This window comes from Nocardia sp. NPDC057663 (assembly GCF_042799895.1).
In the GTDB taxonomy this organism is placed as follows: Bacteria; Actinomycetota; Actinomycetes; order Mycobacteriales; family Mycobacteriaceae; genus Nocardia.
This window is the reverse complement of record NZ_JBHVHX010000007.1, coordinates 62,463-87,746: the sequence shown is the minus strand read 5'-3', so window position 1 is coordinate 87,746 and position 25,284 is coordinate 62,463. Positions and strand designations below refer to the sequence as shown.

At 64.3% G+C, this 25,284-nt stretch carries 17 protein-coding genes and 4 pseudogenes; 5 read left to right on the top strand and 16 right to left on the bottom strand.

What is annotated here, in order from left to right; all coding sequences use genetic code 11:
* The 4 genes from ACFVAV_RS17915 to ACFVAV_RS17900 all read right to left on the bottom strand — a co-directional run.
* Positions 1-1,478, bottom strand: a 1,478-nt coding sequence (locus ACFVAV_RS17915) for a caspase family protein (RefSeq protein ID WP_379036034.1), incomplete at its 3' end; no start/stop codon positions are given.
* 17 nt (positions 1,479-1,495) lie between these two features.
* Positions 1,496-1,861: a hypothetical protein gene (locus ACFVAV_RS17910; RefSeq protein ID WP_379036033.1), complete on the bottom strand. Its 366-nt coding sequence runs from the start codon at positions 1,859-1,861 to the stop codon at positions 1,496-1,498.
* A gap of 95 nt (positions 1,862-1,956) precedes the next feature.
* Positions 1,957-3,075, bottom strand: a complete 1,119-nt coding sequence (locus ACFVAV_RS17905) for a hypothetical protein (RefSeq protein ID WP_379036032.1) — start codon at positions 3,073-3,075, stop codon at positions 1,957-1,959.
* A 240-nt stretch (positions 3,076-3,315) separates the two neighbouring features.
* Positions 3,316-3,561, bottom strand: a complete 246-nt coding sequence (locus tag ACFVAV_RS17900; RefSeq protein ID WP_379036031.1) for a hypothetical protein — start codon at positions 3,559-3,561, stop codon at positions 3,316-3,318.
* Positions 3,562-4,247: 686 nt separating this feature from the next.
* Here ACFVAV_RS17900 and ACFVAV_RS17895 point away from each other — a divergent pair.
* From ACFVAV_RS17895 to ACFVAV_RS17880, 4 genes are all read left to right on the top strand, one after another.
* On the top strand, positions 4,248-7,598 hold the full coding sequence (locus tag ACFVAV_RS17895) for a DUF4185 domain-containing protein (protein ID WP_379036029.1): 3,351 nt from the start codon (positions 4,248-4,250) through the stop codon (positions 7,596-7,598).
* A gap of 77 nt (positions 7,599-7,675) precedes the next feature.
* Complete coding sequence (locus tag ACFVAV_RS17890; RefSeq protein WP_379036028.1) at positions 7,676-9,739, top strand: C39 family peptidase; 2,064 nt, start codon at positions 7,676-7,678, stop codon at positions 9,737-9,739.
* A 102-nt stretch (positions 9,740-9,841) separates the two neighbouring features.
* Entirely contained in the window at positions 9,842-11,872 is a 2,031-nt protein-coding gene (locus ACFVAV_RS17885) for a hypothetical protein (protein WP_379036027.1), read from the top strand.
* Between the two features lie 56 nt (positions 11,873-11,928).
* Positions 11,929-12,834: a hypothetical protein gene (locus ACFVAV_RS17880; RefSeq protein ID WP_379036026.1), complete on the top strand. Its 906-nt coding sequence runs from the start codon at positions 11,929-11,931 to the stop codon at positions 12,832-12,834.
* 703 nt (positions 12,835-13,537) lie between these two features.
* On the opposite strand, the pseudogene ACFVAV_RS17875 reads toward ACFVAV_RS17880, so the two are convergent.
* The 9 genes and pseudogenes from ACFVAV_RS17875 to ACFVAV_RS17835 form a co-directional block, all read right to left on the bottom strand.
* A pseudogene (locus tag ACFVAV_RS17875) lies at positions 13,538-14,160 on the bottom strand (transposase).
* 1,341 nt (positions 14,161-15,501) lie between these two features.
* On the bottom strand, positions 15,502-15,993 hold the full coding sequence (locus tag ACFVAV_RS17870) for a hypothetical protein (protein ID WP_379036025.1): 492 nt from the start codon (positions 15,991-15,993) through the stop codon (positions 15,502-15,504).
* Positions 15,990-16,499 (bottom strand): DUF2589 domain-containing protein, encoded by a 510-nt coding sequence (locus ACFVAV_RS17865; protein ID WP_379036024.1) that lies wholly within the window; start codon positions 16,497-16,499, stop codon positions 15,990-15,992. The genes ACFVAV_RS17870 and ACFVAV_RS17865 overlap by 4 nt, the downstream gene beginning before the upstream one ends.
* Position 16,500: 1 nt before the next feature.
* Positions 16,501-17,193 carry a hypothetical protein gene (locus ACFVAV_RS17860; RefSeq protein WP_379036023.1) on the bottom strand — a complete coding sequence of 231 codons (693 nt, stop codon included), beginning with the start codon at positions 17,191-17,193 and terminating at the stop codon, positions 16,501-16,503.
* Between the two features lie 3 nt (positions 17,194-17,196).
* Positions 17,197-17,823 (bottom strand): DUF2589 domain-containing protein, encoded by a 627-nt coding sequence (locus tag ACFVAV_RS17855; RefSeq protein ID WP_379036022.1) that lies wholly within the window; start codon positions 17,821-17,823, stop codon positions 17,197-17,199.
* A gap of 682 nt (positions 17,824-18,505) precedes the next feature.
* Positions 18,506-18,772, bottom strand: coding sequence for a helix-turn-helix domain-containing protein (locus ACFVAV_RS17850; protein WP_379036021.1), 267 nt, complete (start codon positions 18,770-18,772; stop codon positions 18,506-18,508).
* A 192-nt stretch (positions 18,773-18,964) separates the two neighbouring features.
* The gene (locus tag ACFVAV_RS17845; RefSeq protein ID WP_379036020.1) at positions 18,965-19,510 is read right to left on the bottom strand and encodes a DUF4231 domain-containing protein; all 546 of its coding nucleotides are present in this window, start codon (positions 19,508-19,510) and stop codon (positions 18,965-18,967) included.
* A gap of 74 nt (positions 19,511-19,584) precedes the next feature.
* Entirely contained in the window at positions 19,585-20,262 is a 678-nt protein-coding gene (locus ACFVAV_RS17840) for a hypothetical protein (RefSeq protein ID WP_379036019.1), read from the bottom strand.
* 398 nt (positions 20,263-20,660) lie between these two features.
* A pseudogene (locus ACFVAV_RS17835) lies at positions 20,661-21,793 on the bottom strand (IS701 family transposase).
* A gap of 225 nt (positions 21,794-22,018) precedes the next feature.
* Here ACFVAV_RS17835 and ACFVAV_RS17830 point away from each other — a divergent pair.
* Positions 22,019-22,207 (top strand): annotated as a pseudogene (locus ACFVAV_RS17830) (transposase); the annotation flags it as partial.
* Positions 22,208-22,224: 17 nt separating this feature from the next.
* Here the strand turns inward: ACFVAV_RS17830 and ACFVAV_RS17825 are convergent.
* The 3 genes and pseudogenes from ACFVAV_RS17825 to ACFVAV_RS17815 all read right to left on the bottom strand — a co-directional run bounded on the left by ACFVAV_RS17825 (position 22,225) and on the right by ACFVAV_RS17815 (position 25,159).
* Positions 22,225-22,914: a TetR/AcrR family transcriptional regulator gene (locus ACFVAV_RS17825; protein ID WP_379036017.1), complete on the bottom strand. Its 690-nt coding sequence runs from the start codon at positions 22,912-22,914 to the stop codon at positions 22,225-22,227.
* Between the two features lie 203 nt (positions 22,915-23,117).
* On the bottom strand, positions 23,118-24,194 hold the full coding sequence (locus ACFVAV_RS17820; protein ID WP_379036016.1) for a hypothetical protein: 1,077 nt from the start codon (positions 24,192-24,194) through the stop codon (positions 23,118-23,120).
* A gap of 254 nt (positions 24,195-24,448) precedes the next feature.
* Positions 24,449-25,159: pseudogene (locus ACFVAV_RS17815) on the bottom strand (Hsp70 family protein).
* Positions 25,160-25,284 lie beyond the last annotated feature (125 nt).

Below are 25,284 nucleotides of genomic sequence, written 5' to 3'. Positions count from 1 at the left end.
CCGGGGGTGTCGATCCTGCTGGTGACCGGAGTCCCGTCCGGGGAGATCGTCGCGTTCTGGTCGACGACATCGATCACGCGTACGGTGGCTTCGCCGACCCTGTCGTTCGACGGCTCCAACCTCACGGCGTACTCGCCGCTGGCCGGCAGGGCCGTGGTGTCGATGGAGCCGCCGCCATCGCTGATGCATCCTTCCGCGATCTCCTTGCCGACCGGGTCGCGCAACGACAACGGGAAGCAATGGTCGGGCAGGTTCGTCGAGGCCACCTCGACGAACACCTTCTGCCCCTTGGTGCCGGCGAATGACAACTCTTCTGTGCCACCGGGTTTGGCAATTTTGAGCGTCTTCTCCGCAATCCAGATATCGGGCTGTGGCCAAATTATGTATGCCACCGTGACGCCCACCCCGAGGGCCAGCAGAACGACTGCGATCGCTGCGGCGGTCGACCGCCTCCGCCACCAGGGCGTCGCCGGTTTCTGGCGCGGTGGCTGTCGCACCTCTACGACGGTGCGCTCACCACTCTTCTTGCTCAAAACCCTGAGGTTGTCCATGGCGCCTGGGTGCCCGGCGTCGGCGGCACGTCGGTACCAGATTTCGGCATCGGTGAACTCACAACTCTTTTCGCGCGAAACCCCGAGCTGGTACATGGCGGCAGCGTGCCCAGCCTCGGCGGCGTGGCGGTACAAGTCTTCAGCTTGGGGCAGATCACCGCTTTGGTGGGCTAGCCACCCGAGGTTGTATGTGGAGTAGGGACCATCAGTGGCGTGGTGAGATCGGGGATCGCCGATACTGCCGAACAGCTTGAGCTCGCCCGCAGTGTCGACCGCCCTGCGGCCCGGCCGAGGGTGCCCGTGCTGGATGAGGTGCTGTTCAGTGCCGCGGTAGAGCTCATCGAGAGTGAGGTCGAGGTTGTCAGCGGTCGCCAGCAGTGCAGAGGTGAAGGCAGTATTGCGGTCGCCGACAGGAGCGAACGAGGTTGCGTTGGCCGCCGAGGAAGTGATCGTATAGGTGCCACGAATGCTGGTCTCTGCGGCGATCACGGTGGCGGTGTCGGCCATCGCTTCGAACGCGCGCCCCGAGAAGCAGCAGTCCAGGATCAGGATGCGGGCCTCGGCAGGAGATTCAAGGATTTCTTCGCGCAGCGTCTGGAACGACACCGACGTCCAGGCAGGCCGGGTGGGGTCGGTTCCAGACACGGCCAGATGTAGCCTGCCGCGGTTGTCGAGGATGCCATGACCGGTGTAGTAGACGAGCAAGACACCAGTGGCTTCACCTGCGGCCAGGGCGATGGCATCCCCGATCTGAGAGCCGGATTGGGGATCGGTCAGGACGGTGCAGCGCTCGGGGTCGAAGGCGCCACCGGCTGCTGAGGTCAGGGTGCGCTGGAGGTCGAGGAGGTTGTTGGCGGCCGCGGGGATCGCGGTCAGATCGGGGTGAGTGTAGGTGGCGGTCCCGATAAGGACCGCGCGTGAACCCACTCGAAGAGAGGACGTAGTCACCGTGGGGTATCCGGCTCGGCGAGTAGATTCTGGATCTCACGCACGAACTCCGGGGCGTTGGCACGTTTGGCATCGAATTCGACCTCGACGCCGTTGCGTTTCAACATGACCCGGATGTCGGACCGGCGAGTGTTCAACCACGCCGACAACGACATCGCCAGTGCAGGTCCCAGCCCGCCGGCGCCCACCGCGACGACAAGCACGTCGGACAGGTCACCCATCTGGCCCTCGTATGTGCGCGTCGGTGGCAGGCTCACCCGTCCCCTCAACGCGTCATCGCCGCGGAACCACTCCAGCAGGCGAAACAACTCATTTGAGTCTCCGCTGGTCTGAATCGTCAATTTGCCACCCAGGTCCTGCATAGCGATATTTTGCCCTCTCTCCAGGCGACTGAGCGGACATTGCCGCACCGTGAGTCACCCCGGTGAGTGAATCATCGACTTTTGGGGGCAGCGGTTCAGCCTGTCACCGTGATGGTGAGGCTGTAGTCGGCATCTCCATCCTGGAATCTCTTCCTGAAGTCGAATGAACCGTTCGCCTTTGCTAGCCGCTTCTCCAGGACTTCGCGGGTGAAGACGACGGTCTGGGTCGCGATGTGGTCATCATCCATAAGGCCGATCAAGTACTTCACAACTTCGCCTGCAGCCTCCACGACTGCAACACTCCATGCAGGGGCCCCAGATACTTTCAATACCTTGGCCGCTCCCGCGAATGCTGCACTGACGTCCCTCCTGACCTTGTTCATATTGCCTTCGTCGTGTTCCCAAAGCTGAATCATCATGCCGATATCTCCGGAAGGTAGCTGTTCCGCAGATTGTGTGTTGTCGAACGGATCGGGAAATCCCCACAAAATGCCCTCGCCGACTTTGAATGTCCGCGATTCTCCGCCGTCGACCCCTTTGAATTCCTGACTCCGATGTGAATGAGATTTCCCACCAGCAGCTGTGGAGAAGATCCAGTACGGCTCGTTGGCCGGACCGAAGACGGAGTCGGTGGCTCGTTCTTTGCAGTGGAACGAGGTGGCCTTGATCTTGACCTTCGGGCGTGCGGCTTCGTGGGTGTCGAGGCTTGCCTCTTCATCGACAGCGACGAGCGTTTCGGATGCATGCTCACGCCGGATGCTGCCGGAAACGGGCGGGAAGTCCCGGAGAGTTCGCGCGCCACTATGGACGGCGTGTATGTCGATCGCATTCACCGTGGGGGCGGCCAGGACGGCCTTCACGATGTCGGGAGCATCCAGGTTCAGGTTCTCGAACGAGTACGCCTGCGTGGTGTCGAGCTTGGCGAACTTCTCGGGGAACAACTCGGCGCGCAACTGTCGAGGTATCTTCAGGCTGAGCCTACCTTGTTGCTTGATTTCCGCGTCACTGAACCCGTTGGCGCGGAACTCGGCGACCAGGGACTGCTCCAGATCTGTCAACTGGAGGCCCTTGTCGTACTTTGCGAAACTGTTCAACATCAGGGCAAGCAGCCAATTCTTTTCCTGGCCGGCTACGAGCTTCCGTCGAAGCTTCGCCCCTTTGCCCTTGTCATTTACGATCTCATCGAGTATCCGTTCGGCCGGTCGTGTCGTCATGGCGATCAACTCCCTTGTTGTCTTGGCTATTCAGTCGCGTGGATGGCGTCGATCGAGTGGACTGCGCCCGACCTCGCCCTGATTCCGTCCATCGTCGGCGCCGCGCCATCAGCCCACATGGGTAGTCGACTACTCGTTTTCCGCAGATACCCCGAAACTGCGGTCTCCTCATCCGGGTGCGGGATTCTTCATGATTCATCCCAGCAACCAAGAATCGCCAGGCTCGTGGTTATCCCCCTCCTAGCGCCTGGCGCGCATGGTGCGCTGGCCGATCCCCCGCATGCTCGTCAACGACGAGTTCTTCACGCTGCTGGCTGAGCAGATCAGTTTGCCGGCCCGGCCGCCGCCGGACTGTCGGTCACCGAGTCGCCACGGGACCACCATGTGCTCACCGAGCAGGCTCGGGCCGCACGTGAGCAGGTCGCGCAGCGCCTGGCCGACCTGCTTGCCGAGTAGCCGGTGCCCGAGGATGAACTTCTGCTGCATGGTGTACACAGACCCACAGCCTTCATAATCCAATACTGATTTTCATCCGTTTCACACACACTCGAGTAAACCGATTCGGTTTACTCGAGTGGCGCGTCCGGAAAGACGGACATCTCGGTGGCGAGCAGCGCGTGGAGCCAGACCAACGCCTCGACCAGTGTGGTCGCCCACACCGTCGGATATCGAGTTCCATTGCGGCGCAGAGCAGCACGTGGCGTTCGAACACCGAAGGACCCAACCGCCGGGTCAGCTGGACGAGCGGAGGTGGGAGGTCGAGGTTGTCGGCCACGGTGATCGCCGTCGGCAGGGCGCTGTTCCGCGCCCCAGAGGTGGCGACAGGCTCTTCGGCGAGGGATCCGCGGCCGCCGCGTACCCAGCGCCCGCGCTGATCGGGCCGGGTGCCCGTGCGGTGGATGTTTCGGCGGCCGACTCCATCAAACGTTCACGCAGCCACCCCACGTATTCGGCGAGGTAGTTGCCGTTGGCGGCGAGCCACCGCTGGTAGTCCTGTGGCTGCTGTCATGAGATCACCTGCTCGACGGTACGGGTTCGGTGGTATCAGCGACGATCAAACCGTCGAAGAATCCGAGTAGTGGACTACCCGCGTGATCATGGCCGCTGGTTACGACAATCAAACCCTCGAACAGTGGCCAGCCCGTTGTACCCGACGAAGCGAGGAGGCTTCCATGACCACCAGGCCCGTGCACAGCACATTCCGGGTTTCCTCGGGTTTTCGAACGCCGGAGCGCCCGGACCATGACGGTATCGATATCGCCGCGCCGGCCGGCACGCCGATCTTCGCACCGGTGGACGGTGTGGTCGTCGAGGGTGCGGAACGCCCGCCGGGGTCGGTGTCGGGATTCGGAAACTGGGTGTGGCTGGATGCACAGGACAACCGGGGTGTGGATCTGATCTTCGGGCATATGGGTCATGCCACCATCCTGGTGAAGCGGGGCGATCGGGTCCGGGAGGGCGAACAGATCGCGAGCGTGGGATCGGAGGGCCAATCCACCGGTCCTCATTTGCATTTCGAGGTGTGGGGCCCGCCCGGGCGCGTCGGCGGTGAACCGAGGAATCCGCAGGATTTCCTCCAGGGTGCGGTCGACCCCGGCACGCTGCCCGGCCCCGGCACGGACGGGTCCGGCCCGGAGGCCTTTCCGCTGCCGCGCGGGTTCTACTACGGGCCGCTGGAGGGCCCCGCCTCGTCGATCTCCGGCCGTCACGGCAGCGAACGCCCCGAATGGATCGCGGGCTTGAAGCGCTGGCAGCAGGCGCGAGGCCTGCCGCAGACCGGTGTTTACGACCAGGCCACCGCCGACGCGGCGCGTACGGTTCAGTTCGCGAACGGGTTGACCCCCGATGGACTGATCGGCCCGGCGACATGGCGCGCGGGATTCACCAGCGCCTTGCCCGAGGAGCGACCAACGAGGATGCAGCTGGTCGATCACGCCGCGGCGCGCCCCGGGGCCCAGGCAGTGAAGGCCGACGGCTACCACGGGGCTGTTCGCTACCTGGTGGACTCACCCGAACGCGGCCTGATCAACAAGAAACTCACTCCCGAGGAAGCCGCAGGGTATCTCGACCTGAAGATGCCCCTTGTCAGCAATTGGCAGAAGGGAAAGAACGCCACCGCCGATTGGCGCCGCGGGTTCGAGGGCGGTGTCGCCGACGCCGAGGCCGCCGACGCGTGGCACCGGCACTGCGGCGGCCCGGCCGAGGCGCCGATCTTCTTCTCCATCGACGACGATCTGTCGCTGTCGGAGTGGAACAGCATGGCCACCCAGTATCTGCGCGGCGCTGCGTCGGTTCTGGGCAAGGAGCGCGTCGGCGCGTATTGCAAGTATCTGGCGTGCGATTGGGCGGTCGAGGACGACGTCGTCGGCACGTGCCGCGACGGCAGCGGAAAACGGTTCCTGTGGCAACCCAACACTTGGCTGGGCGGTAGGCCGCTAGGCACGATCTCCGAGCACGCCTGCCTGTTCCAGCGGCTCATTCACCCGCGCGACAACGTCAAGGTCGCGGGGATCAACGTCGACGTCAACGACACCCTCACCGCCGACTTCGGGCAATGGCAATACGCCGCCCAACCTGTTACCCCGGACCCGGTCGTCGTCCCTGGCCCGATTTCTGTGCGGGAACCCGACGGCTACGACATCGCCTGGCACGCCGGGCCAGGCTCCCGCTCAGGGCATGGCCCGTACAAGCGGATCTACCTGCACACCACAGAGAATCAGGACTGGATCAGCCGCGCCGAAATCGTCGCCGACGGTCAAGCGGCCAGACGGGACGGGTCTTATCACTACATCGTCGACGACAACCACATCATCCAAACAGTCTCCACGAAGAACGCCTCTTGGAGCGTTCCGGTGCGCGGCGTGAACGACGAGAACCAGGTATCGGTGCATATCGCCCTTGTCGGGACCTCCGGCGCGATTCCACGGTGGACCACCAGTCCAAACCCCAATGTCGAATCGAACCCGAAGAAGCGCTCCGTGTGGCTCGAGCACGACAAGATGCTCGACATGGTGGCCTTCACCATCGCCAAAGTGTCCAAGGAACACCACATTCCGATCGAGCGGGTCGACATCGCCGGTGTCGGAGACGACATGCATGGCGTCTCCAGCCACAACAACTACACCTACGGTTCGGTGAAACTGAGGGGCTTCAAGGACGGCTCCCACTGGGACGTCCCCGACACCTTTCCCTACGATGTCGTCCTCGCCGCGGCAAAGCAGTACGCGGCCATCCCCGACGACCCGGACCGTTTCCCACTTCCTGACGGGCACTATTGGGGTCCGCTGTCGGGGCCGCAGGAGTCGTGGTCGAACAGGTTCGGCAACGAGCCGCAAGCATCGAAGGACGGCTTGCGGCGCTGGCAAGCCACCCTCGGAATCGCACAGACCAGCGTGTACGACGACGCCACCCGCGACGCTGCGACCGCGATGCAGCAGGCCAAGGGCTGGCCGGTCACCGGCCGCGTCTACGCCGGCGAGTGGTATGGCGTCATCAAGGACGGCTGGCGGTTGACTGTCCCCGCTGCCGTCCCCACCGGCGCACGCAAAATCACCAACGCGACAGGGCCCGGTCACACCGACCAGTTCGGCATGGCCGCAACCGATCTCGGGGTGATGACCCGCACACCCTCGGGCCGGATTCTCGCCGTCTTCGGCGACACCTTCCGCGGCCCGATGGTCGGCAGTGACGACTGGCGCGCGCCGGTCGCATTGTACTCGGACACAACGAATTTGGACAACGGAATCGTGTGGCACCAAGCCGCGGGACCGGATCCGAACTACGCCCAGCAACTGTGGCCCTACGACCATGTGGGAGGCACGACGGCGCTGCCCTCCGACATCATCACCGTCGGCCAGGACATCTACCTGCACGTGATGATCAACCAGGGCCTCGGCAACGTGGTGCGCACCGAGATCTGGACGTCGAGCGACAACGGAAAGTCCTGGCGGCCCACCGGTGCCCAGTTCGACGCCGGCCTGCACAACGGGTTCGCGCAGCTGTGGACCTGGGAACGCGACGACGACGGGTGGGTGTACGTCTTCTCCACCGGATTCCAACGCGACAAGGGGATCATCCTGCGCCGCGTCCGCCAGGACCGGATCACCGACCCCGGCGCCTACATCGGCTGGGGTTGGCGCGACGGCAGTTGGAACTGGGGTAACCCGCCGACACCGGTACTCGAAAGCCAGCCCTCCGCGGAAAAGTTCGGCGAGATGTGCCTACGCAAGGTCCAGAACAAATGGGTTCTGGTCAACTTCGACGCCTCCACCACCGGTGGCTACGACATCGACCTGCGCCTGCTCGACACTCCCACCGACAACCTCTACCTGGTACCGAAGACGACACCCATTCGTGGGTCGGCATGGGGAGAAGAGGGCAATGACAGGGTCGCGCAACTCTACGGCCCCTGCATCATCCCCGGATCCACCCTCGATACCGGCCTCCATCTGTTGGTGTCGCAATGGAAGACCGCCGACGGCTGGCCTTACCGTGCAATGCATTTCAAGGTTCCTGTCCCATAGATTTCCCGTCCGCTGAACTTTTCGGGATTGCCTGCCCAGGAGCTGGAACGAATTCTTGCCGATATAGGAGCTACGCAATGGACACGCAAACGCTAGCTAAGGCCATGGGCAACGGCCTGCCGATGACCGAGTACGAGAGGCTCGTAGGGCCGTTCAACGGGGCGCTCGCCGCCGCCGATTGCAACACCGTCGAGCGGGCGGCGATGTGGTGCGCGCAGGTCGGCCACGAGTCCGGCGGGCTGCGGCACATGGAGGAGCTCGCCGACGGCCACGCCTACGAGGGGCGGCTGGACCTGGGGAACACCCAGCCTGGCGACGGGCGCCGGTTCAAAGGCCGCGGGCCTATCCAGCTCACCGGCAGAGGCAATTACCGGCGGTTCGGCGAGTGGGCCCACCGCAAGGGCCACGCCCCGGCCGCTGACCAGTTCATTGCGAACCCCGCGCTGGTCGGCGAGCCGAGGTGGGGGTTCCTGGCGGCGACGTACTACTGGACGGTGGAACGGCCCCAGCTCAACGCACTCTCCGAAGCGCGCGACATCGAAGGCGCGACAAGAGCGGTCAACGGCGGCCTCAGAGGCCTGGCAGACCGCACCGACCGCTGGAACCGCTGCCTCGCCCTCGGGTCGGCCCTGCTGCCCGCCGGCAGCGAGATCGAGAAACGCCTTCCGTACCCACGCACCCAAGTCATCCAGGACACCGAATTCAACTGCGGCCCGGCATCGTCCCAGACGGTGATCCTCGCCCGCACCGGGGACTTGATCCTCGAGAGCGTCCTTGGGTCGGAGATGGGCACCGACCAAGAAGGAACGGACCATATCGGCCTGATCGCGCCCGTTCTCAACAGGTACCTTCCCGGGGCGGACTACCGAGTCTCGCAGATGCCGAATGACCCGGCGCTCCCCCAGCAGGCCCAGAAGCTGTGGGAGAACGTCAAGCAGAGCATCGACAGCGGCTACGGCGTCGTGGCCAACATCGTCGCCCCACCGGGCAACTACCCCCGCGGCGTCCGCGGGTCTACAAGCCCTCAGTATCGCGGCGGGACCGTCTTCCACTACATCGCGATCATGGGGTATGCCGATGGCGGCGGCCCCCGCGCGTTCTGGGTCGCCGACTCGGGTTTCGAGCCCTACGGCTACTGGTGCTCGTTCGAGCAGATGGCCACCCTGATCCCGCCCAAAGGCTACGCGGCCGCAGCAGGCAGCCCCTCGCCCGAGCTGGACGCGTTCCCGCTGCCGGCCGGCTACTACTACGGGCCGTTCGAGGGCCCGCGGGAGTCGATCTCCGGCCGTGCGGGAGAACCAGCCGCATGGATCGAGGGGCTCCGCCGCTGGCAACTGAAGGCGGGCGTGGCCGTCGACGGGGCATACGGGGAGCAGACCAGGCTCCGCGCCGTCGAGTACCAGCAGGCCGCGGGGCTGCGCCCCCACGGGCACATCGGCCCGATCACATGGGAACTGGCTTTCAAAGATCCCTACGGCGTGAAAGTAGGCACACCCGACATCTGGCACCAGCTCCTCGGCACCGACGGCAGAGGCTTGCCGCAGATCGGCGGGCGCACGCTCGTCGACGCCGTCGCCACCATCGGCCAGAACCTGGGTATCGCCGGGTTCGCGCCGCCTCCTGCGCACAACGACGTCCTCCAACGCACCGAAATCGAAGAGCGCCTCTCCGACATCTGGATCCAGCTCGTCGGCAACGAGGGCAGAGGCTGGACACAGATCGGCGGACGCACGCTCGTCGACGCCGTCGCCACCATCGGCCAGCACCTGGGCATCGCCGGGTTCGCGCCGCCTCCCGCGCACAACGACGTCCCCCAACGCACCAACACCAACGACCGCGTCCTCGACATCTGGATCCAGTTCCTCGGCTTCGATGGCAGAGGCTGGCCACAGATCGGTGGGCGCACGCTCGTCGACGCCGTCGCCATTATCGGCCAGCACCTGGGTATCGCCGGGTTCGCGCCGCCTCCCGCGCACAACGATGTCCGCCAACGCACCGAAATCGAAGAGCGTGTCACCGACATCTGGATCCAGCTCCTCGGCAACGACGGCAACGGCTGGCCGCAGATCGGCGGCCGCTCCCTGGTAGACGGGGTGGCGGAGGTCGGTCGCAAGCTCCAGATCCCCGGGTTCGGCCTATAGGCCGCCCGAGGGCCGACGGATCGGCGGCCTCTGCCGATCCGTCGGCACCCGCTCGCACCCGATCCTGTCAGCGCAGCGCCAGCCGCCATCGAAGGGGTAGCCATGAAGTCCGACGAGTCTCTTTCGAGGCCTCTTTCGCAGCACCTTGCGAAACTTCCTCCGAAGCTCAGGCGTAATCGGGCGTTGTTCCTGACCGGGCTGGCGGTGGTGCTGGCGACCGGATCCATCCTGGCGGTGCCCCTCTTCGAGGACGCAAGCCCGGACGACCTCGTCGAGATCCAGCTCAATGATGCTGCGAAAAGCGACCTTCCGGTCGGGCTCAGGGATGCGCTCTATGCCGATTTCGGCGTGACCGTCGGCTATACCGTGGTCCTTGCGGCGGCATCGCTCACCGCCTGGTTCCCGGCTTGGACGGCGTCTGGCAAGCGTCTGGCGGCCTTCGGTGTCGCAGCCACGATCATCGCGGCCCTCGCGGATGCGGCTGAGAACACGTTGCTGCTGATCGCGCTGCCGGACGCCGGCTCATCGTCGGTCTGGCGCATCAGCGCCGCGGTGGCCGCCACTGTGAAGTTCTGCGCGCTTGTTCCCGCGATTGTGGTCGCGGTGTGGGGGATCGGGACGGCGATCGTGCGTTGGGTGCAGTGGTCGTCCGTCAAGACCCCCGACCAGTGGAAGCCGGTAGTCGAACCCGGGCCACCCCAAGAAGAGCCGCCCCAAGAGGATCATCAGCAGGGCTGGCGAAACGGGTACCGCGTGCCCGGGGTCGACCCCCGGGAGGTCCGCGACAAGGCGGCCGACAAGCAGCAGCACACGATCGGTGTGTGCTTGTCCGGCGGGGGCGTGCGTTCGGCGTGCGTGGCTCTGGGCGCCATGCAGACCCTCGCTGAGAAGGATGTTCTGCGTCAGGCCGACTACGTGATCTCGGTATCCGGGGGCGGATACACCGCCGGGGCCTACATCCAATCGCTGCAACGCCCCGATCCCGAGTACTGCCAGGCGTCGTCCGCACCACCCGAGACCGAGCCCGGCTCTCCGCGAACGCCCGTGGCCGATCCGCCTCTGGCCTTGTCGGACATGTATACCGAGGGGCCGGTCGAGCTCGGCCGTCTGCGCCGCCACTCGAGCTACATTGCCAACTCGCCCGCCGCGATGATCACAGCGCTCGCCGTGGTGGCGCGGAACCTGGTCACATCGCTGCTCGCGCTCTTTGCGCCCGCGGTGGTGCTCGGCGTGATCGCCGGGTTCGCCTACAGCGAACTCCCCATTGTGGCCTTCACGCCTTCCCATACGGCCACCGCCGACACGCTGGAGGGCTGGTCGCCGCATCCGGTGCCGGTGTGGTGGGCTATCGGTCTGTGCGTTGGCGCTGCGGCGCTGGCGGGATGGGTCGTGATGTTGACCCAGATTGTCGGCGGCAGTACGAGTCGACGAGTCCGGTCCCTCCGGCGGTGGGCACGGATGTTCTTTCTGGCCTCGACGGTATTAGCCCTGCTGGTAGCCGCAGTGACGGTGGTTTTTCCTGGCGTTCTGTGGTTCAGCGATTGGCTCACGGCTCAGACGCGGAATGTCGTGGGCGGCGCGGCGGGGATCGTGGTGCTGAACTACCTCGCGGCGTTGGCGGCGATGGGATGGCGGAACAAGGGGCGGGTCCGCGCGCAGCTGAGCAGGATATCCAGCTTGGGCAAGCAGAGCACCGCTGCGCGAAAGGCGGTCCCGCGGGGCGTGCTTCAGCACCTGCTGGTGGTGATCAGCCTTCCTCACGCTGCTGCTGGCGTGGCTCGTGACGCTCGGCGGGGTAGCTGCGGACACGTTCGAAGCGTTCGTCGTCGGCGGCGGCATCCGCGGGCCGATGTTGGCATTGGCCGGGGCAGGCCTCGCCATGGCATTGCTCGCTTGTTCGGATGTCACGTCGATGAGCCTGCACCCGTTCTACCGGCGCAGGCTCGCGTGCGCGTTCGCCGTGCGCCGCGTGCAGGACCAGAACGGCTCCCCAGTCGCCGAGGCGTACCCGCCCGACGAGCCGACGAGGCTGCCGAAATACGGCCGCATCCCGGACGGTGGCGCCGGTCCGAGGTTCGTGTTCGCCGCAGCGGCGACAATGTCCGGCACCGACCGGCCCGCCCCCCGGCTTGAGCGCGGTGCCATACACGATGAGCGCGGACCACATCGGCAGCCCCGACCTCGGCTGAATGAAAACGAACGAGTTGTGTGAGGCCGCGACCGAGCGGATAAAGCGCGACCTGACAGTCCAGGCGGCGGTTGCGATCAGCGGAGCGGCGTTCGCGTCGGCGATGGGCCGCATGACCAACGGCTATCAAACGCTGTTGGCGGTGTCGGGCGCCCGGCTCGGTTCCTGGCTGCCGAACCCCTGGTTCGTCGAAGAATCCCAGAAGCATGCCGAGGAATGGACCTGGCCCCACGGATTGCAGAACATCCGCGGCCCCTACTCATACCTCCTCCGCGAATTGCTCGGTATAAACCCCAAAGCAGGACGCCTCGTTCAGGTGACCGATGGCGGGCACTACGAGAACCTGGGGCTCGTCGAAGCTCTCCGCCGCCGCTGCACGCTGATCTACTGCATCGACGCGACTGGCGACTACGGGCCTACCGCCGAAACGCTGGCGCAAGCACTGCGCCTCGCCGAGTTCGCACTCGGCGTGAAGATCACACTCCCGGATCCCAGGGGCCCCTACGCTCCAGAGGATCTTGCGCCGGGAACAGGAAAGGGGTTCGAGCCCGAGACGGCATTCGGAGCCCTCAACGCACGCCTGACAAAAGGCGCCGTCGTCGTGGGAGAAATCGAGTACCCGACCGCGAGCGAGCTCGACAACCATGGAGAACATCTCATCGGCCAGCTCATCGTCGCCAAAGCGGTGCTCTGGGACCAATGCGGCTACTGGCTCAGATCGTATGCGGCCGAAAACCCGGTATTCCCGCACGACAGCACCTCGGACCAATGGTTCGACGAGGGCCAATTCGCTGCCTACAGCGAACTCGGCCGACTCATAGGCGCCGCCGCAATAGCCGCCGCCGGCCAAGACGGCAAACCCCGATACGAGCCGCGCGCAGATAGCCCCGCACCACGTCCTGCATGAGTCCACCTTCTGATCGGTGTGTCTAACTTGAGTTTTAACCCTGGCGGCGTGGTCGCGGCCCGGCCGGGGTTGCTGTGCGAATGTTGCCATCGGTCTTGATGTGGACGTCATGGCGGGGTGCGGGGCCGTTGGTTGCGGCAGCCCGGTGGTCGGCCAGGTCCTGGGCGTGAGGGTTTCGGCGCACTGGCTGGACATGCAATGTTCGGGCGGAGGTGCCGAAACACCCGCCGGACACGCGCAGGTGTGAGCTGTTGCGGTGCAACAGGTTTCTCCCACGGGACGCCGCTGATCTCGCGCGAGTCTGCGGGCCAGGCGCAGCTGGGTGTATGCGGCCATCAGCAACCAGGTCCACCGGTCCGCGCTGGCGGGATCGCGGGGTTTCGGTGCGGTCCAGCCCAGGGATTGCTTGAACATGCGGAAGGTGTGCTCGATGTCGAACCGGCGCAGGAACGCTTGCCAGAGCAGATCGACCGTGCCCGCATCCAGACCAGTCCCCGAATGCCACAACCAAACCGGTTTCGGTGTCGCACCACTGGGCAGCCGGGCGACGTCGAGGCGGACCACCGTGCCCTCGATGACGGGCAGTTTCCCGGCCGCAGCGACCCAAGACGATCGGTGGGTGAGCCGGGGATGTAGCCGGTCCCACGACCGTGCGTGCGCGCGCCCGTAAAGCCTGGTCTCGGTCAGGGTCTCGGTTGCCGGATCACCCCAGGTAGCGGGGTCGCCGAACACGAACTCGCCGCCGTGGCGCGGCGCGGCGCAGGACGCGGTCGAACCGCATCCGGCCCAACGGCTGCACCGGCAGATCCGCGAGCAGGAACGCCATCCGGGGCGCGTCGTAGCCGGCGTCGGCGACGATCCAGATGCGGGATCGCCGTGCTGCCACTGCCCGGCAGCGATCAGGTTGCCGACCACGGCACGAAGCTGGGCCGCCGTAGCTGTGGCATCGTCGTCGCCGGGCGTCAACCGGAACGCGTCCAGTGGCGCGGTCCAGGAACTGCGACCGGTCTCGAGCGCGCAAACCACCGAGTACGGCCAGCCCGGAATCATCTGATGTGCGTTCTTGGCTCGCTCGTAGGTGTGACACAGCACCCGTTGCGGACAGGTATGAGCTTCGGGCCGCAGCCAGCAGGTGATATCGACCGCTAGCACCAGCCGACCGTCTCCAGCCGTGGGCAGCGGGACCGCGGCCAGCGCTCGCCGCAACCGCTCCACATCGATTCGGCCGCGATCTAGCGCCGCGTACACGCTGCCGTGGCCACGGCGATGCTCGGCGACCAGCGACAACTCCGGCAGCGACCGCACCGGCCCGTCCGCGCACAACACCGCGTCGACCAGCTCGAACACCGCATCCGTGCGCGCGGTCACACACTGATACAACTCCTGCCGGAACGCCGACAGTTCCCCGAACACGCTGGCGCCGCCAGTGTCGTGCACACTATTCACCGAAGCCCTTGGCGTGAGTTTCCCTCTGTCGCAACAAGAATCATCACCCAAGGGCTTATTTCAAGATCAACCAGGGGCTGCCTGACCGGGACCGAGGTTAAAACTCAAGTTAGCAGCGGGAACCCGCACGAGCAGCTGCGAGGAAGAACCTGGCAACGTTCCCACCAGACCGCGGCCGGACGACACACGGTCGACCCCCTGCTCATGCCACAAAGTCAACGCAGACAACGAGTTCGGCCATAGGCGAAACTCCTCCGGTCTGTGCGAGGAACCGTCGCACGTGTTGAAGCGGCAGCCCGAGTGACCGAGCGATCGCGCTGAACGACTCACCGACCCGCCACCGCAGCCACACTTCGTCCTGGCGAGCTGCAGACATCCCATAATCTCGCACCCAAACCTCCACGCCGACATGATCATCCACGCGGTGATGCAGTGATCCCTTGAGCCCAAGACCCGAATGAGAGACGCGCTCAATTCATAGGATCAGCCGATTAGTACCCGTGATTTCTCAACCCGCCCGCGCCCGAACCCTCAACGGGACGAATCCGAAAGCAGCCGTCAATCCACATACAGTGGAATTCTGATGTTTCTGGGCAATTTTGTGAATTCGACGAAGAAGCAATTGAGATCAATTGCGGGCACCTTGATGCAACCGATGGAGCTCGATGTCCGTGGGGAACCGCCGTGTATATAGAAATTGCCTCGCCTTACACTCGTTCCGGTGGTTGGGTCTGGCACCTTGACGTACCCCTCAATGCGTAATCTCCGCTTGCCCCACACGCTCTCCAGAGCTGGAGGTATATCCTGGATCCCCGACGCAGTCGCAACGTAGTGGCCAGAGACTGAAACCTTCAACTCTCGCGGCGTTGCGATCTTGTTGTGCACCCAGTATTTCCGCCGTCCTGGGATGGGGCCCTGACCTTCCTCCCACTCTGTGTGTCCAGTCCTACCGGAGTTGGCGAGGCCACTCCATACCTCTCGCTCCTGATGGACGATCTTCAGGGTTCCGGTTTGTCCGCCCGAATATTCGAGTCGGGTCGCACTTCTCGCCATGGATAGATACCTCCTGCCATCAGCGGAGAGCAACCACGAAACTGGACCGAATGCTCTCGACGGCGGGCGTCATGGCCGATGCACGAGCGAAGATCCTGTCGGATTTTCGCTCCACGGTCTGTTCCGATGTTCCCCGCCATCTCGCCTGTTCGATTGCCCCATGCGAACTCATTGCGCTGCTCCGTAGCAGGTTCGGCTACCTGCTGTGAACACGACGAGCAGTCCACGGTCGACCATCGCCGTGAGAAGTTTGCGCATCTGCGTGCTGGACACACCGACGACACTTCGTAGACGGGTGGCCGACTGCGGGCGGCTGGCGGCGTTGATCGCGTCGAGGATCTTGGCCTCGGCGGATCCTGGCTGGACTCCGCGATCCAGCGGTACAAGGGCGGGCAGCATTCGGAGTCGATCCATCGCCTCGACGTAGGGGACGAGCTGCCGGTGTACCTCCATCGCCAGATCGGCCACTCGTTGGAAGCGATCATCGAATTCATCGATGCCGTACTCGATCGCCCACATCCGTTGGCCGACCACTATTTCGGACATCCGTGTGTAGCTGCGGCTGCCCGCCTCGAAGCCGCCTTTGTTCAGCGCCGTGGCGAGGTGCTCGAGAGCTGCCTCGACTGCCCCGAGCGTGGAGCGGAGATTGTCGCGGCTCATGCGTTGTCCTCGGCGGGTCCCTCGGTGATCCCCAATTCCGCCAGGTCGAACAGTCGCTCGATTCCGATCGGCGTGGCCCCTTGGGCGATCGTGACGTCAACATCGACCGACATCGTCGCGGTCTTCCGCTCGCTCACTGTCGTCTTCTTGCGGATCAACCCGGTCAGGATCGAACGTTTGGTGGCATCGTCGGCCGCGGTGACAGTTACGACGTCATATGCCATGGACAAGGTCGCTTCCCTCACCGTGAGCGAGGGCACGTTGACCATGGCCAGCAAGGGCACCTCGACCTCGAAGTCCGCCAGCTCGCCGTTCTCGTCGCGCTTGCGGAATCGCAGGCTGACGGTGCGCAGCCTCTCCGGATTGCCGGACTCCGAAACCAGCCCTACATCCTCAACGAACGCGATCGACGCCCGTGCCGCCTGCGCCTGGGCGTCGACCACCGCACCCATCAGCGAGCCGAGCAGATCGCCGAGCTGGAGAGGTTCTACCCGCCGGATCGCCATGTCATCCCTCCTGATCGCCGAGGACCACGAGATCGAGCTCCTCACCGGTCACGGTGAGCTGAATCTCCTGGATTCGAAACGGTTCATCCGGCAGGTCCGCAGCGAGGACACCAACCTGGACTCTCGACGCCAGCACACCGGCGAGGAGCGCATCCCGGGCTTCCCGGGCGAGAAATCCTTCCAGTTCGGTTACAGCGGCGGCCTTGAGTTCGGCGCGAAACGCGACCTTTCCTCCCAGTCGGTGATGCAGCTCGACCGGAATATTCGGCCACGCCTCAAGTGCACTCTCGACCGTCGCATTGACAAGTTCTGCGGGGTTGCCCTGCAGCGCGTGTTCGGTGGCGCTCACGCTAGGGCGCTTGACCGAGATCACCTTCAGGGTCTGGTGGTCCTCATCGGTGATGTGCAGTTTGCGCAGCACGCTCGGAATGACCTTGTTCGTTGCCACCGTCTGCCATTTGATCCCGACCACCACGGGATCCGGCTTGGCGGGCTCGGGTTCCTCGATGTCCTGGATCGTGTAGCGCACGGTCACGGTGGCCTCCGACAACTTCACCCGGGGCACCGACATGCCCGAGAGGATAGGATCGTCCTCGTACTCGTCGACCAGTACACGCGTGAGCCGGTCGGCGACCACCCGTGCCTGCGTCAGCTCGGCCAAAATCCCGCCGACGACCGATCCGAGGCGTACCACGACTCACGCCGGTGTCGTCGTGGCTTTGGTGTCCTGGATCGCGTCCTCGAGAATGTCGAGGACCTTGGACAACCCGCCCGGCATCTCGTCCTGCACGGCTCGGACGTTGATGTCCAACCGGTACTCACGTTTCTGTGCCGACGCCTTCGAGGTTTGCTTGTTGTACGTGGAAGTCACACGAAATCTGAACTTGATCGGGGACCAGAACGCCGAGTATTTCCCCGTTTTTTCAACGTTGAGATTGAACGAAGTATCGGTCTTCTTCATGATCGCATCGGTCAGCTTGGCCGAGAAGTCGATGGTCATCTCGTCGATCCGGATGTACGGGATCGGGACGATGGCCAGCAGGGGTACCTTGAGGTGGAACGAGCCGACCTCGTCGTTTTCGTCCTTCTTCTCATAGGAAAAAGTGACACTCCGCAAGTCGCCGGCATCGGCATCCGCTGCGGTGTCGGTGAACAACATATCTGCCGGCTCGAAACCGCCGTCGGGGTTCTTGAAGCCCACCCTCTGGATGAAGTCGATGGTGGACTGGGCGGCGAGTGCTTGCGCCTCGATCGCGGCCGTCATCGGACCGCCGATGAGCTGCTCAAAGGGAATCTGTTCCAGTTCTTTAACTGCACGTGACATGGTATTCTCTCTTCTTCATCGACTGGAGCTGGCGGCGGTGCCGTTCTGCGAAAGTTTATTACGCCAGAGACTGCGCCTTGCTCGTCGACCGCTGCCGTATGTCGACGGCGTCGCCGAACGAAACTGTCGTTTCTCCTTCTCGATCGTCGTGCCGTCCGCCCTCGCACGGCATCAGGGGCATCGCGCTTGTCCCATGTATGATCGTGCTCCGCACCAGCTTTCACACGAGTAGTCGACTACTCGATTTCTGCGGGCTGGTCGCGAAAGTACCGCGCTGCTTCGCGTCGAAGCGTGGCCTGCCCCCTATCCCTACGATGTTGTCCGGGTTGGTGCACGCGGGCGAGCTAACGGAATGCCGGATTTTGCGAACACTTGCAAGCGTGATCTCCGTGCACGTGGCAAACCGTCCTGCCCAGGGTGAGAATCATTCATCCCTCGGGTCATTTCCTCGGCAAAGTATGAAGTAGCTCGACTCCCACGAAGCAGCGCATTCGACTTCTGAAAAATGGCCAGATCGATTGGTGGCCGGTCCCGACGGGTACCGTTCGGGTCGATTGCCCCCTCAGTCTGCCCGGCCCTGCCGACCCTGCGTCTTTCCACGCACACTCAAGTAAACCGATCCGGCTTATCCGGGTGGCGCGTCCGGAAAGGCCGACGTCTCGGCGTCGAGCAGCGCGTTGAGTTAGACCAACGCCTCGACCAGCATGGTCGCCCACACCTTCGGATCCGGTTCGCGTTCGACGGCTCCGAGTTGCACCCGGGCAACGGCTTTGCGTAGTAGCGGTGGAGTCAGGGTCGTGGTCCAGGGTTCGTGGCCGACCGGAGCGGTACGCGTCGCGCAGGCCTCGATCCCGTGGGCGTGGTAGCAGGCCCGCCAGCTGATCACCGTCTGCCGTGAGATCGCGAACCTTCGTGAGATCTCGGCGTGGGCCACACCGTCAGCGGCCAAATACAACGATCCGGGCTCGCAACACGAGTCCGGGTTTCATCGTCGTCGACTGAATCCAGGCCTGCAGGATCTCTCGTGGTTGCGTTCACCCTGGTGAAGGCAACCGAGCAGCGCACAGCCATCCGCATGTGCTGCCTACAGCGCCGGTCGGAACGGCCTTTGAGGCAACCGCCTCCCTAACCGTCGCCGCAATCAGTCTTGGCCCGGCGGATCCCGGCGCGGAATCCGCTGAGCCACCTCACGCGAGTCGGTGCCCTCATTACGGCGGTCGACTGTTCCATTGTCGGCGAGACGTCGGAAGTACCATTGCTCCCAGTGTTCGGCACAGATGTCCTCTACCGACGCCACCAGCGTGGCAGCATCCTCGGCTGCCCCGTACGGGGCAGCGCCGACGCAGAACAGGGCAACCTCGCGTTGGATCGCATAGACGACTCGCTTCCTGTTGGCCCAGTTCTCTTTCCAGCCGAACAGTTCCCGGCATCCGCTGAGAACGATGGCCACCGAGCCGAGGACCACGATCCATTTGGTTCCGACTCCGAATGCGGCAACTGCGGGTATCGCCGCGGTGACCACCAGACTGAGGATTTCCAGCGTCCCATACCGCAGTCGAGCCTGGTGCCCGGCGCGAACGTGCCGCGTCCACGCAGTCACCACCGACGGAGGGATCGGGGTGCCCTTCGGGGTTCTGGCCTGACGCAACCAGTCCATGGAGCCTGGTATCAGCACCTTGGCTGACATCGCGAGTCCGCCGTCTACTTTCGGTCCGTCCGCAATCGGGTGACCCGCACGCGGCGGTATTTCGTCGTGCGAGCTCATCGCTTCTCATTTCCGGCGGTGGTCGGGCTCAAGCCGGCGACGCCCACATCGAGCGGAGCTTGAAGTCGTCCGCCCACTGCATGGTCGGTCGATGCAGCCGAGGCTGCGTTGAGAATCTTCTGGCCTTCGTCTTTGCCGATCTTGCCCGAGGTCATCCGCTGGACCACTGTGTTGAGCAGCAGGAAGTCCTGCCGGAGTTGGGAGTAGGTTCGAATCTCCACGTCGTGGCGTGGGAAGAAAACGAATCGGTAGCCGGTTCCGACCAGGTCCCAATTGGCCGCCGTCACCAGCGCGCAGACCGCGGCTCGGATATGGGCGACGGTCCAGGATGGGACAGCACCGTGATCGACCGCGTAGATGGCGCGCACCCGCAGTTCCAGCTGTGGTTGGGGCTCGGCCTTCGGGAGTGCATCGTCGCTCGACTCGGGAAGGATCGGATCCTCTGTGGTTTTCGAGCCGGAGAAGCTTGCCAGCGAAGCGGCGGTGGACTGACCAAGTTCTGCCGCGCCTGTCGGTTCGACATGTCCACCGATCTCGATACCCAGTCCACCGGCTGCCTGGTAAGGCAGGGCGGCGTTTGCGCCGGGTGGTTTCGGTTGGGGATCGGCCGAGCAGGTCTTGCCTGCGCCGAAAAATGAGGTCGTTTCCATGAGGAGGCTTTTCAGTTTCGACACCCCCTGAGGTGTGCGTTGTGCAACCCTCGGCAAACTGTGTGACACGGCCGTTAGATGTGGCTCCATACCTGTACTCAATCTGGGGCGCACGTCGCGACGTGTCATGACGATCGATACGTATTCGTTGGCGCTCTGTTCACCCATCCTGTTCGCCGGGGTCGTTGTTGTCATGAGTGGTCGACTACCTGCCTTGCAGTCATTCGCCAAACGACCTGGGCCTAGTACTGCAACGGCACCTAGTTGAGGCGGCGTCCTCGTCGCCGGTAGTGGGATAAGCGGGCTTGGTACTGGCGTCGGCGTCGCCAGCTCGACCATGCCCAGACCCGTCGCGTGCTGCGTGCGGAAATCGAGGAGCAACGCGACGGTCAGGTGCCGGATCTCCGGTAAAGTGAGCGCGATCATGCCCTGCTCGTGATGGCTGGTTCCCCTTTTGCTGCAACGGATTTCGCTCCCGCGAGCCAGGCGTGAGCAAGCATCGACAAGGTGATGTGGGCATACCACGCCCGCCAGGAGCGGACCTGGTAGTGATCGAGCCCGGCCTCGTTCTTGGCCTGCTGGAAACACTCCTCGATCCGCCAGCGTGAACCCGCGATCCAGGCCAGATCGGCGATGGTCGATCGACGCGGCCCGAAGCAGACGTAGTAGGCGATCTCGGTCGGGTCGGCGATGCTGCGCCGGGCCAGCAGCCAATGCCCACGACCGGGCGCCCACCCGATCGGATCGGGACACGCGCCCAGTCGTAGTCACGGGGCCCCTGCGCCCCGGCCCCGGCCGAGACCCGCTGCCAAGCCCGCGCCGGCAACCCGGCCACGAGGTGATCAACGCGAGCCTGACCCATCCCGGTCGTGACCAGTGTGTCGTTGCGGCGGGTCGCCAGCACGTGGAAGACGTCGTGCTGTTCGAGCCAGAACCGCAGATACTTGACCTGACCATAAGCCTCGTCAGCGGTGAACCACCGAAACGGTGTCCCCGCGGCCAATACTCGTTCCAGCATCGCCATCACCAGCCGGGGTTTGGTGATGAACTCCACCTCGTCGCCGATCCCCGCCGCGCGGCAACGCACACGATCATCGGTCCAGGACTCGGGCAGATACAGTTCCCGGTCCACCAACGCATGCCCGTGGCGGGAGGCATAGGCCAAAACACTCCGATCTGGCAGTTCTCGGTGCGACCGGCCGTGCCGGAATACTGACGCTGCACTCCGGCCGATCGAAGGCCCTTCTTTAGGAAGCTGGTGTCATCGGCAATCAACACCGCGTCGCGGTCGCCGAGCCGGGTGGCCCACGTATTCACGCACATCGTCACGGACGCCGTCGACATCCCAGTCCGCCCGCCGCAGCAACCGCTGCATCCCGTCCGGACCCGCCTCACCAGCGGCCTCGGCCAGCGTCCACCCGTTCTTGCGTTCGAGACCAGCGATCAACCCGGTCACATACTCCCGGGCCCGCACCCGCGGTTCCGAACGCGTGAACCGTCCACCGATCCTGGCATGCAACCAATCAAGCTCTGCTGCAACGACATCCACCACCACGCAGGCAAACTACCCGAACCGAGTGCCGTTGCAGTACCAGGTCGTGTCTCCCAATCGGGTTCTTGGTTCTCGTCCGATAGGTCGTCGGGTCGGGCGTCATGTTCGCCGTGGCAGCGGCTGTTGGCGATCGGCATCGAGTTCTGACGGATAGCCAGTGGGAACTGCTCGATCTGTTGCTACCGCAATCCGATGGTCGTGTGGATCGCCGTGCCGAGGTTGCTTGGCGGCCCGCCGCGACGTAACCCGGATCGGGTCCTGGCCGACAAGGCGTATTCCTCGGCGGCGAATCGAGAGCTGATGCGAGGCAGGCGGATCAAGGCGGTGATCCCGCAACGGTCCGATCAGGTCGCCCACAGGAAACGTCGTGGACGTTCTGGTGGACGGGCTCCTCGGCTCCGGGGTCCGATCCACCGCGGTGACGCACGTCACGGTCACAGCGATGCTTCGGGAACTGCGAGCAAGGTTCGATGGAAATAGATCAGCAGATCCTCGAGATCGGGCAACTCGGCAATTCGCCCGACCCGCAGACAGCGTCGAACAGCATCGTTGGTAGCCACGATCGCGGCCAGGTACGCCTGTTCGGGAACAGGCGCCAAGTCGGGAAAAGCCAGCGCCCGCCAGCCTGCGGACGAGGCCGCAAACCACTGCTGGCAGTCTTCGAACGCCTGCTGCGCCGCCGGTCCCGCATGCTGGGTTTCCACGTAGAAGGCCTGGGCGAATGTCGGTTCGTCACGCAGGACCGCAAGATAGGCACGCAACGCCAACCGCAAGAACACAGACGGTTCGGACTGCCCGGCTACTGCCGCGACCTCGGCTTCGATCCGGGCCTTGATGAGATCGCGGCCGGTTTCGGCGGCGGCGAGGAAGCAAGCTTCCTTGTCTGCGAAATTCTCGTAGAACGTCTTTCGGGAAACCCCGGCGGACGCGGTGATATCGCCGATGGTCATCGCTTGGTATCCACGCTGACATGCCACCGCCGCGACCGCGTGCAGCAGCCGCTGGCGCTGCGCGCCGACCACCAGGGCCTTCGGCAAGCTGTGAGGTCCGCGAGGTAGATCGACCAGGATTGGACGCAGCAGCGTGTCGTGAGCCTGATTCCCCGTAGGCTCCGACGGGCTCACCGGTCCCTCCGCACTGACATTCGCCCATGATACGAGCAGTTGGCCCGCGGTCGCTCGAAGCCGCGGGCCAACCGGGTGGTGCACGAACCTCGATCAGGTCAGCACCGAGATCACACTCGCGATCAATCGAGCGGCCACCTCGACCAACCCTGTCGCCCATCCGGCGAAATTGAAGGTACCCATGACGGAATCTCCGTTCCTTGTCAGTCCGGGTACGGACCGATGTGATCGTCGGATCGCGTGAGCCCGCACGAGCTGTCGTCGGAGGTGTTGGCACCGTCGGAGACAATCGCGGAGAACTCCGCATTGCAGTTGTTCAAGCCCGCTCCGATGGTGTTGCGCGCGATCGTCGATCCGTCCAGATGGACGGTGGTCACGCTGATTCCGGCAGAGTCGGAGACCCCATCAGGAAGGGTGTCCAGATAGCCTGCGGCGATATTGAGGCCGCCGCCGTTGTCGCTGGCGAAGTTGTCGACGATCACGGTCCGGATCACGGTCACCGAACCGATTCCCTTGACGTCGATGCCACCACCGTGGCCGGCGAATCCGCCGGGGCGCCACCACTCGCCGGGATTCTCGGCGCGGTTGCCGCGGATGACCGAGTCGACGATGGTGCAGGTGCTGTCGCAGCGGATACCGCCGGCCGAGCCTGCGATGTTGCCTTCGACGACGCTGTCGGTCATGTGCATGTCGGAGGTCGGGATGTTGAACACACCCCCTCCGTAGCCTGCCCTGTTGCCCGCGATCCGTACACGGCTCAGCGTGAGATCAGCGTTGTTGGCGATCGCCCCACCGCCGGTGCTGTAGAAGGGGATCTCGTGTTGTGCCGAGACGCCGCCGGTCAGGGTCAGGTCGGTGATCTCGGCGTCGGCGGCGGTCAAGATCAGTCGATCCAGGCCGGTGCCTGCGATCGTCGTCTTGTCCCGTCCCGCACCATGAATCGTCGTCGGTGCGGTGATCGCGAGATCACCAGTTTGCGGGTCGATCAGTGGGCCGTTGGTGAGCCAGCCGTTCGGTGCGATGGTCAGGCGGTACACCCCCTCGGGGACGACGATCGTACTGCCGGGGCGGGCGTTGGCCGCTTGGACGGCAGCACGCAGAGTGCATACCCCCGAAGCGGTGCGGCATTCCCCGCTGAGCGGGTCCACCGCGGCAAGGTCCAGTGTGCTGGTGACGGTGATCTGTTGCCCGGGTGCGCCCGCAGCCGTGCCACCGGTCACGAAACCACCGGCCATCACCACCGAAAGCACACAGCCGAACACCATCCGTGCCGAGCTCATCTGCATCGAAACCTCACAAGCCTAGTTTATTGAAAACGAGAGTCATGTACTCGACCGTTTCTGGCCTGCGTCGAGTGTAAACTCGTCGATCCCGCCAGGTACGAGGTTTCGACGAAAACTACTCCGGCGCAGGCACACCCGAACCCCAGTGCCCCAGCAAAGCCTTGATCATCGCGCCGACCAGGCGCCGAGCGTTCGTTTCCCATCGTCGATGTGCCCGCTGAGGGCGCGCAACCGTCAGTGACCTGCATAAATTAGTGGGTCAGCGGTCGAACTGTCCTTGCATGGGAGTCGACTGCCCACCGATTTCGGGGCTGTCGGATCCTGCTCGTGAACGCGAATGTTGTTGATGCATATTTTCGGAGCAGCGAGGAACCCCCGCCACGTTCGGTTCGTCCTAGCCGAGCCCCGCGCCCCCAGGGGCATCGGCATCGGTGACGACCTGCCCCCATGGGGCCAGGTCGTTGCCCGGGCGTGTGATCCGAGTGCAGGGAACCCCAGCGCTGACGCTCGCACCCCGCCTTGTCTGAAAATGCTTGCAGCGGAAGAGATCGCGGCCCAACGGGCGCACTATGCGGCAGGCCCGACCTCCACCCGATCCCAAGTCCCGCGATCCGGCCAGCGTCCTTGGTGGCGTTTCGCTGCGCGTCGTTGAAGTAGGCGGGCACGGTGATCACCGCTTCTTTGACCCGCTCCCGCAGATACTTGCGCGTCGTCGACCAGTTTGCGCAGCACAGCGCGCTGATCTCCTCGGGCGCATACTTGTGCCCCGCACATCGAATCGGGCAACACCGCCTCGCCCTCGACGACGTCGAAGCTCACCGCCTTGGCTTCCGTCGAAATCTCGTCGAAGTGACGCCCGATGAATCGCTTCGCCGAATAGATTCGGCCTTCGGATTCAAGATCGACTGCCTGCGCGCGAGCTGACCGACGAGTCGCTCACCGGCCTCGGTGAAGGCGACCACCGATGGCGTGGTGGGCGCGCCCTCGGCATTGGCGATCACCGCCGGCTCCCCACCCCCACCAGCTCGCGATGACAGAGTTCGTAGTCTCCATATCGATTCCTACAGCAGTGGCCATTTCAATTCCT

Bases quoted from the DNA above. Each gene is read 5' to 3' on its own strand.
- ACFVAV_RS17885 (WP_379036027.1), top strand. From the start codon at position 9,842: ATGAAGTCCGACGAGTCTCTTTCGAGGCCTCTTTCGCAGCACCTTGCG.
- ACFVAV_RS17845 (WP_379036020.1), bottom strand. From the start codon at position 19,510: ATGTCAGCCAAGGTGCTGATACCAGGCTCCATGGACTGGTTGCGTCAG.
- ACFVAV_RS17855 (WP_379036022.1), bottom strand. From the start codon at position 17,823: ATGTCACGTGCAGTTAAAGAACTGGAACAGATTCCCTTTGAGCAGCTC.
- ACFVAV_RS17880 (WP_379036026.1), top strand. From the start codon at position 11,929: ATGAAAACGAACGAGTTGTGTGAGGCCGCGACCGAGCGGATAAAGCGC.
- ACFVAV_RS17900 (WP_379036031.1), bottom strand. From the start codon at position 3,561: ATGCAGCAGAAGTTCATCCTCGGGCACCGGCTACTCGGCAAGCAGGTC.
- ACFVAV_RS17865 (WP_379036024.1), bottom strand. From the start codon at position 16,499: ATGGCGATCCGGCGGGTAGAACCTCTCCAGCTCGGCGATCTGCTCGGC.
- ACFVAV_RS17905 (WP_379036032.1), bottom strand. From the start codon at position 3,075: ATGACGACACGACCGGCCGAACGGATACTCGATGAGATCGTAAATGAC.
- ACFVAV_RS17890 (WP_379036028.1), top strand. From the start codon at position 7,676: ATGGACACGCAAACGCTAGCTAAGGCCATGGGCAACGGCCTGCCGATG.
- ACFVAV_RS17895 (WP_379036029.1), top strand. From the start codon at position 4,248: ATGACCACCAGGCCCGTGCACAGCACATTCCGGGTTTCCTCGGGTTTT.
- ACFVAV_RS17910 (WP_379036033.1), bottom strand. From the start codon at position 1,861: ATGCAGGACCTGGGTGGCAAATTGACGATTCAGACCAGCGGAGACTCA.
- ACFVAV_RS17870 (WP_379036025.1), bottom strand. From the start codon at position 15,993: ATGAGCCGCGACAATCTCCGCTCCACGCTCGGGGCAGTCGAGGCAGCT.
- ACFVAV_RS17820 (WP_379036016.1), bottom strand. From the start codon at position 24,194: ATGAGCTCGGCACGGATGGTGTTCGGCTGTGTGCTTTCGGTGGTGATG.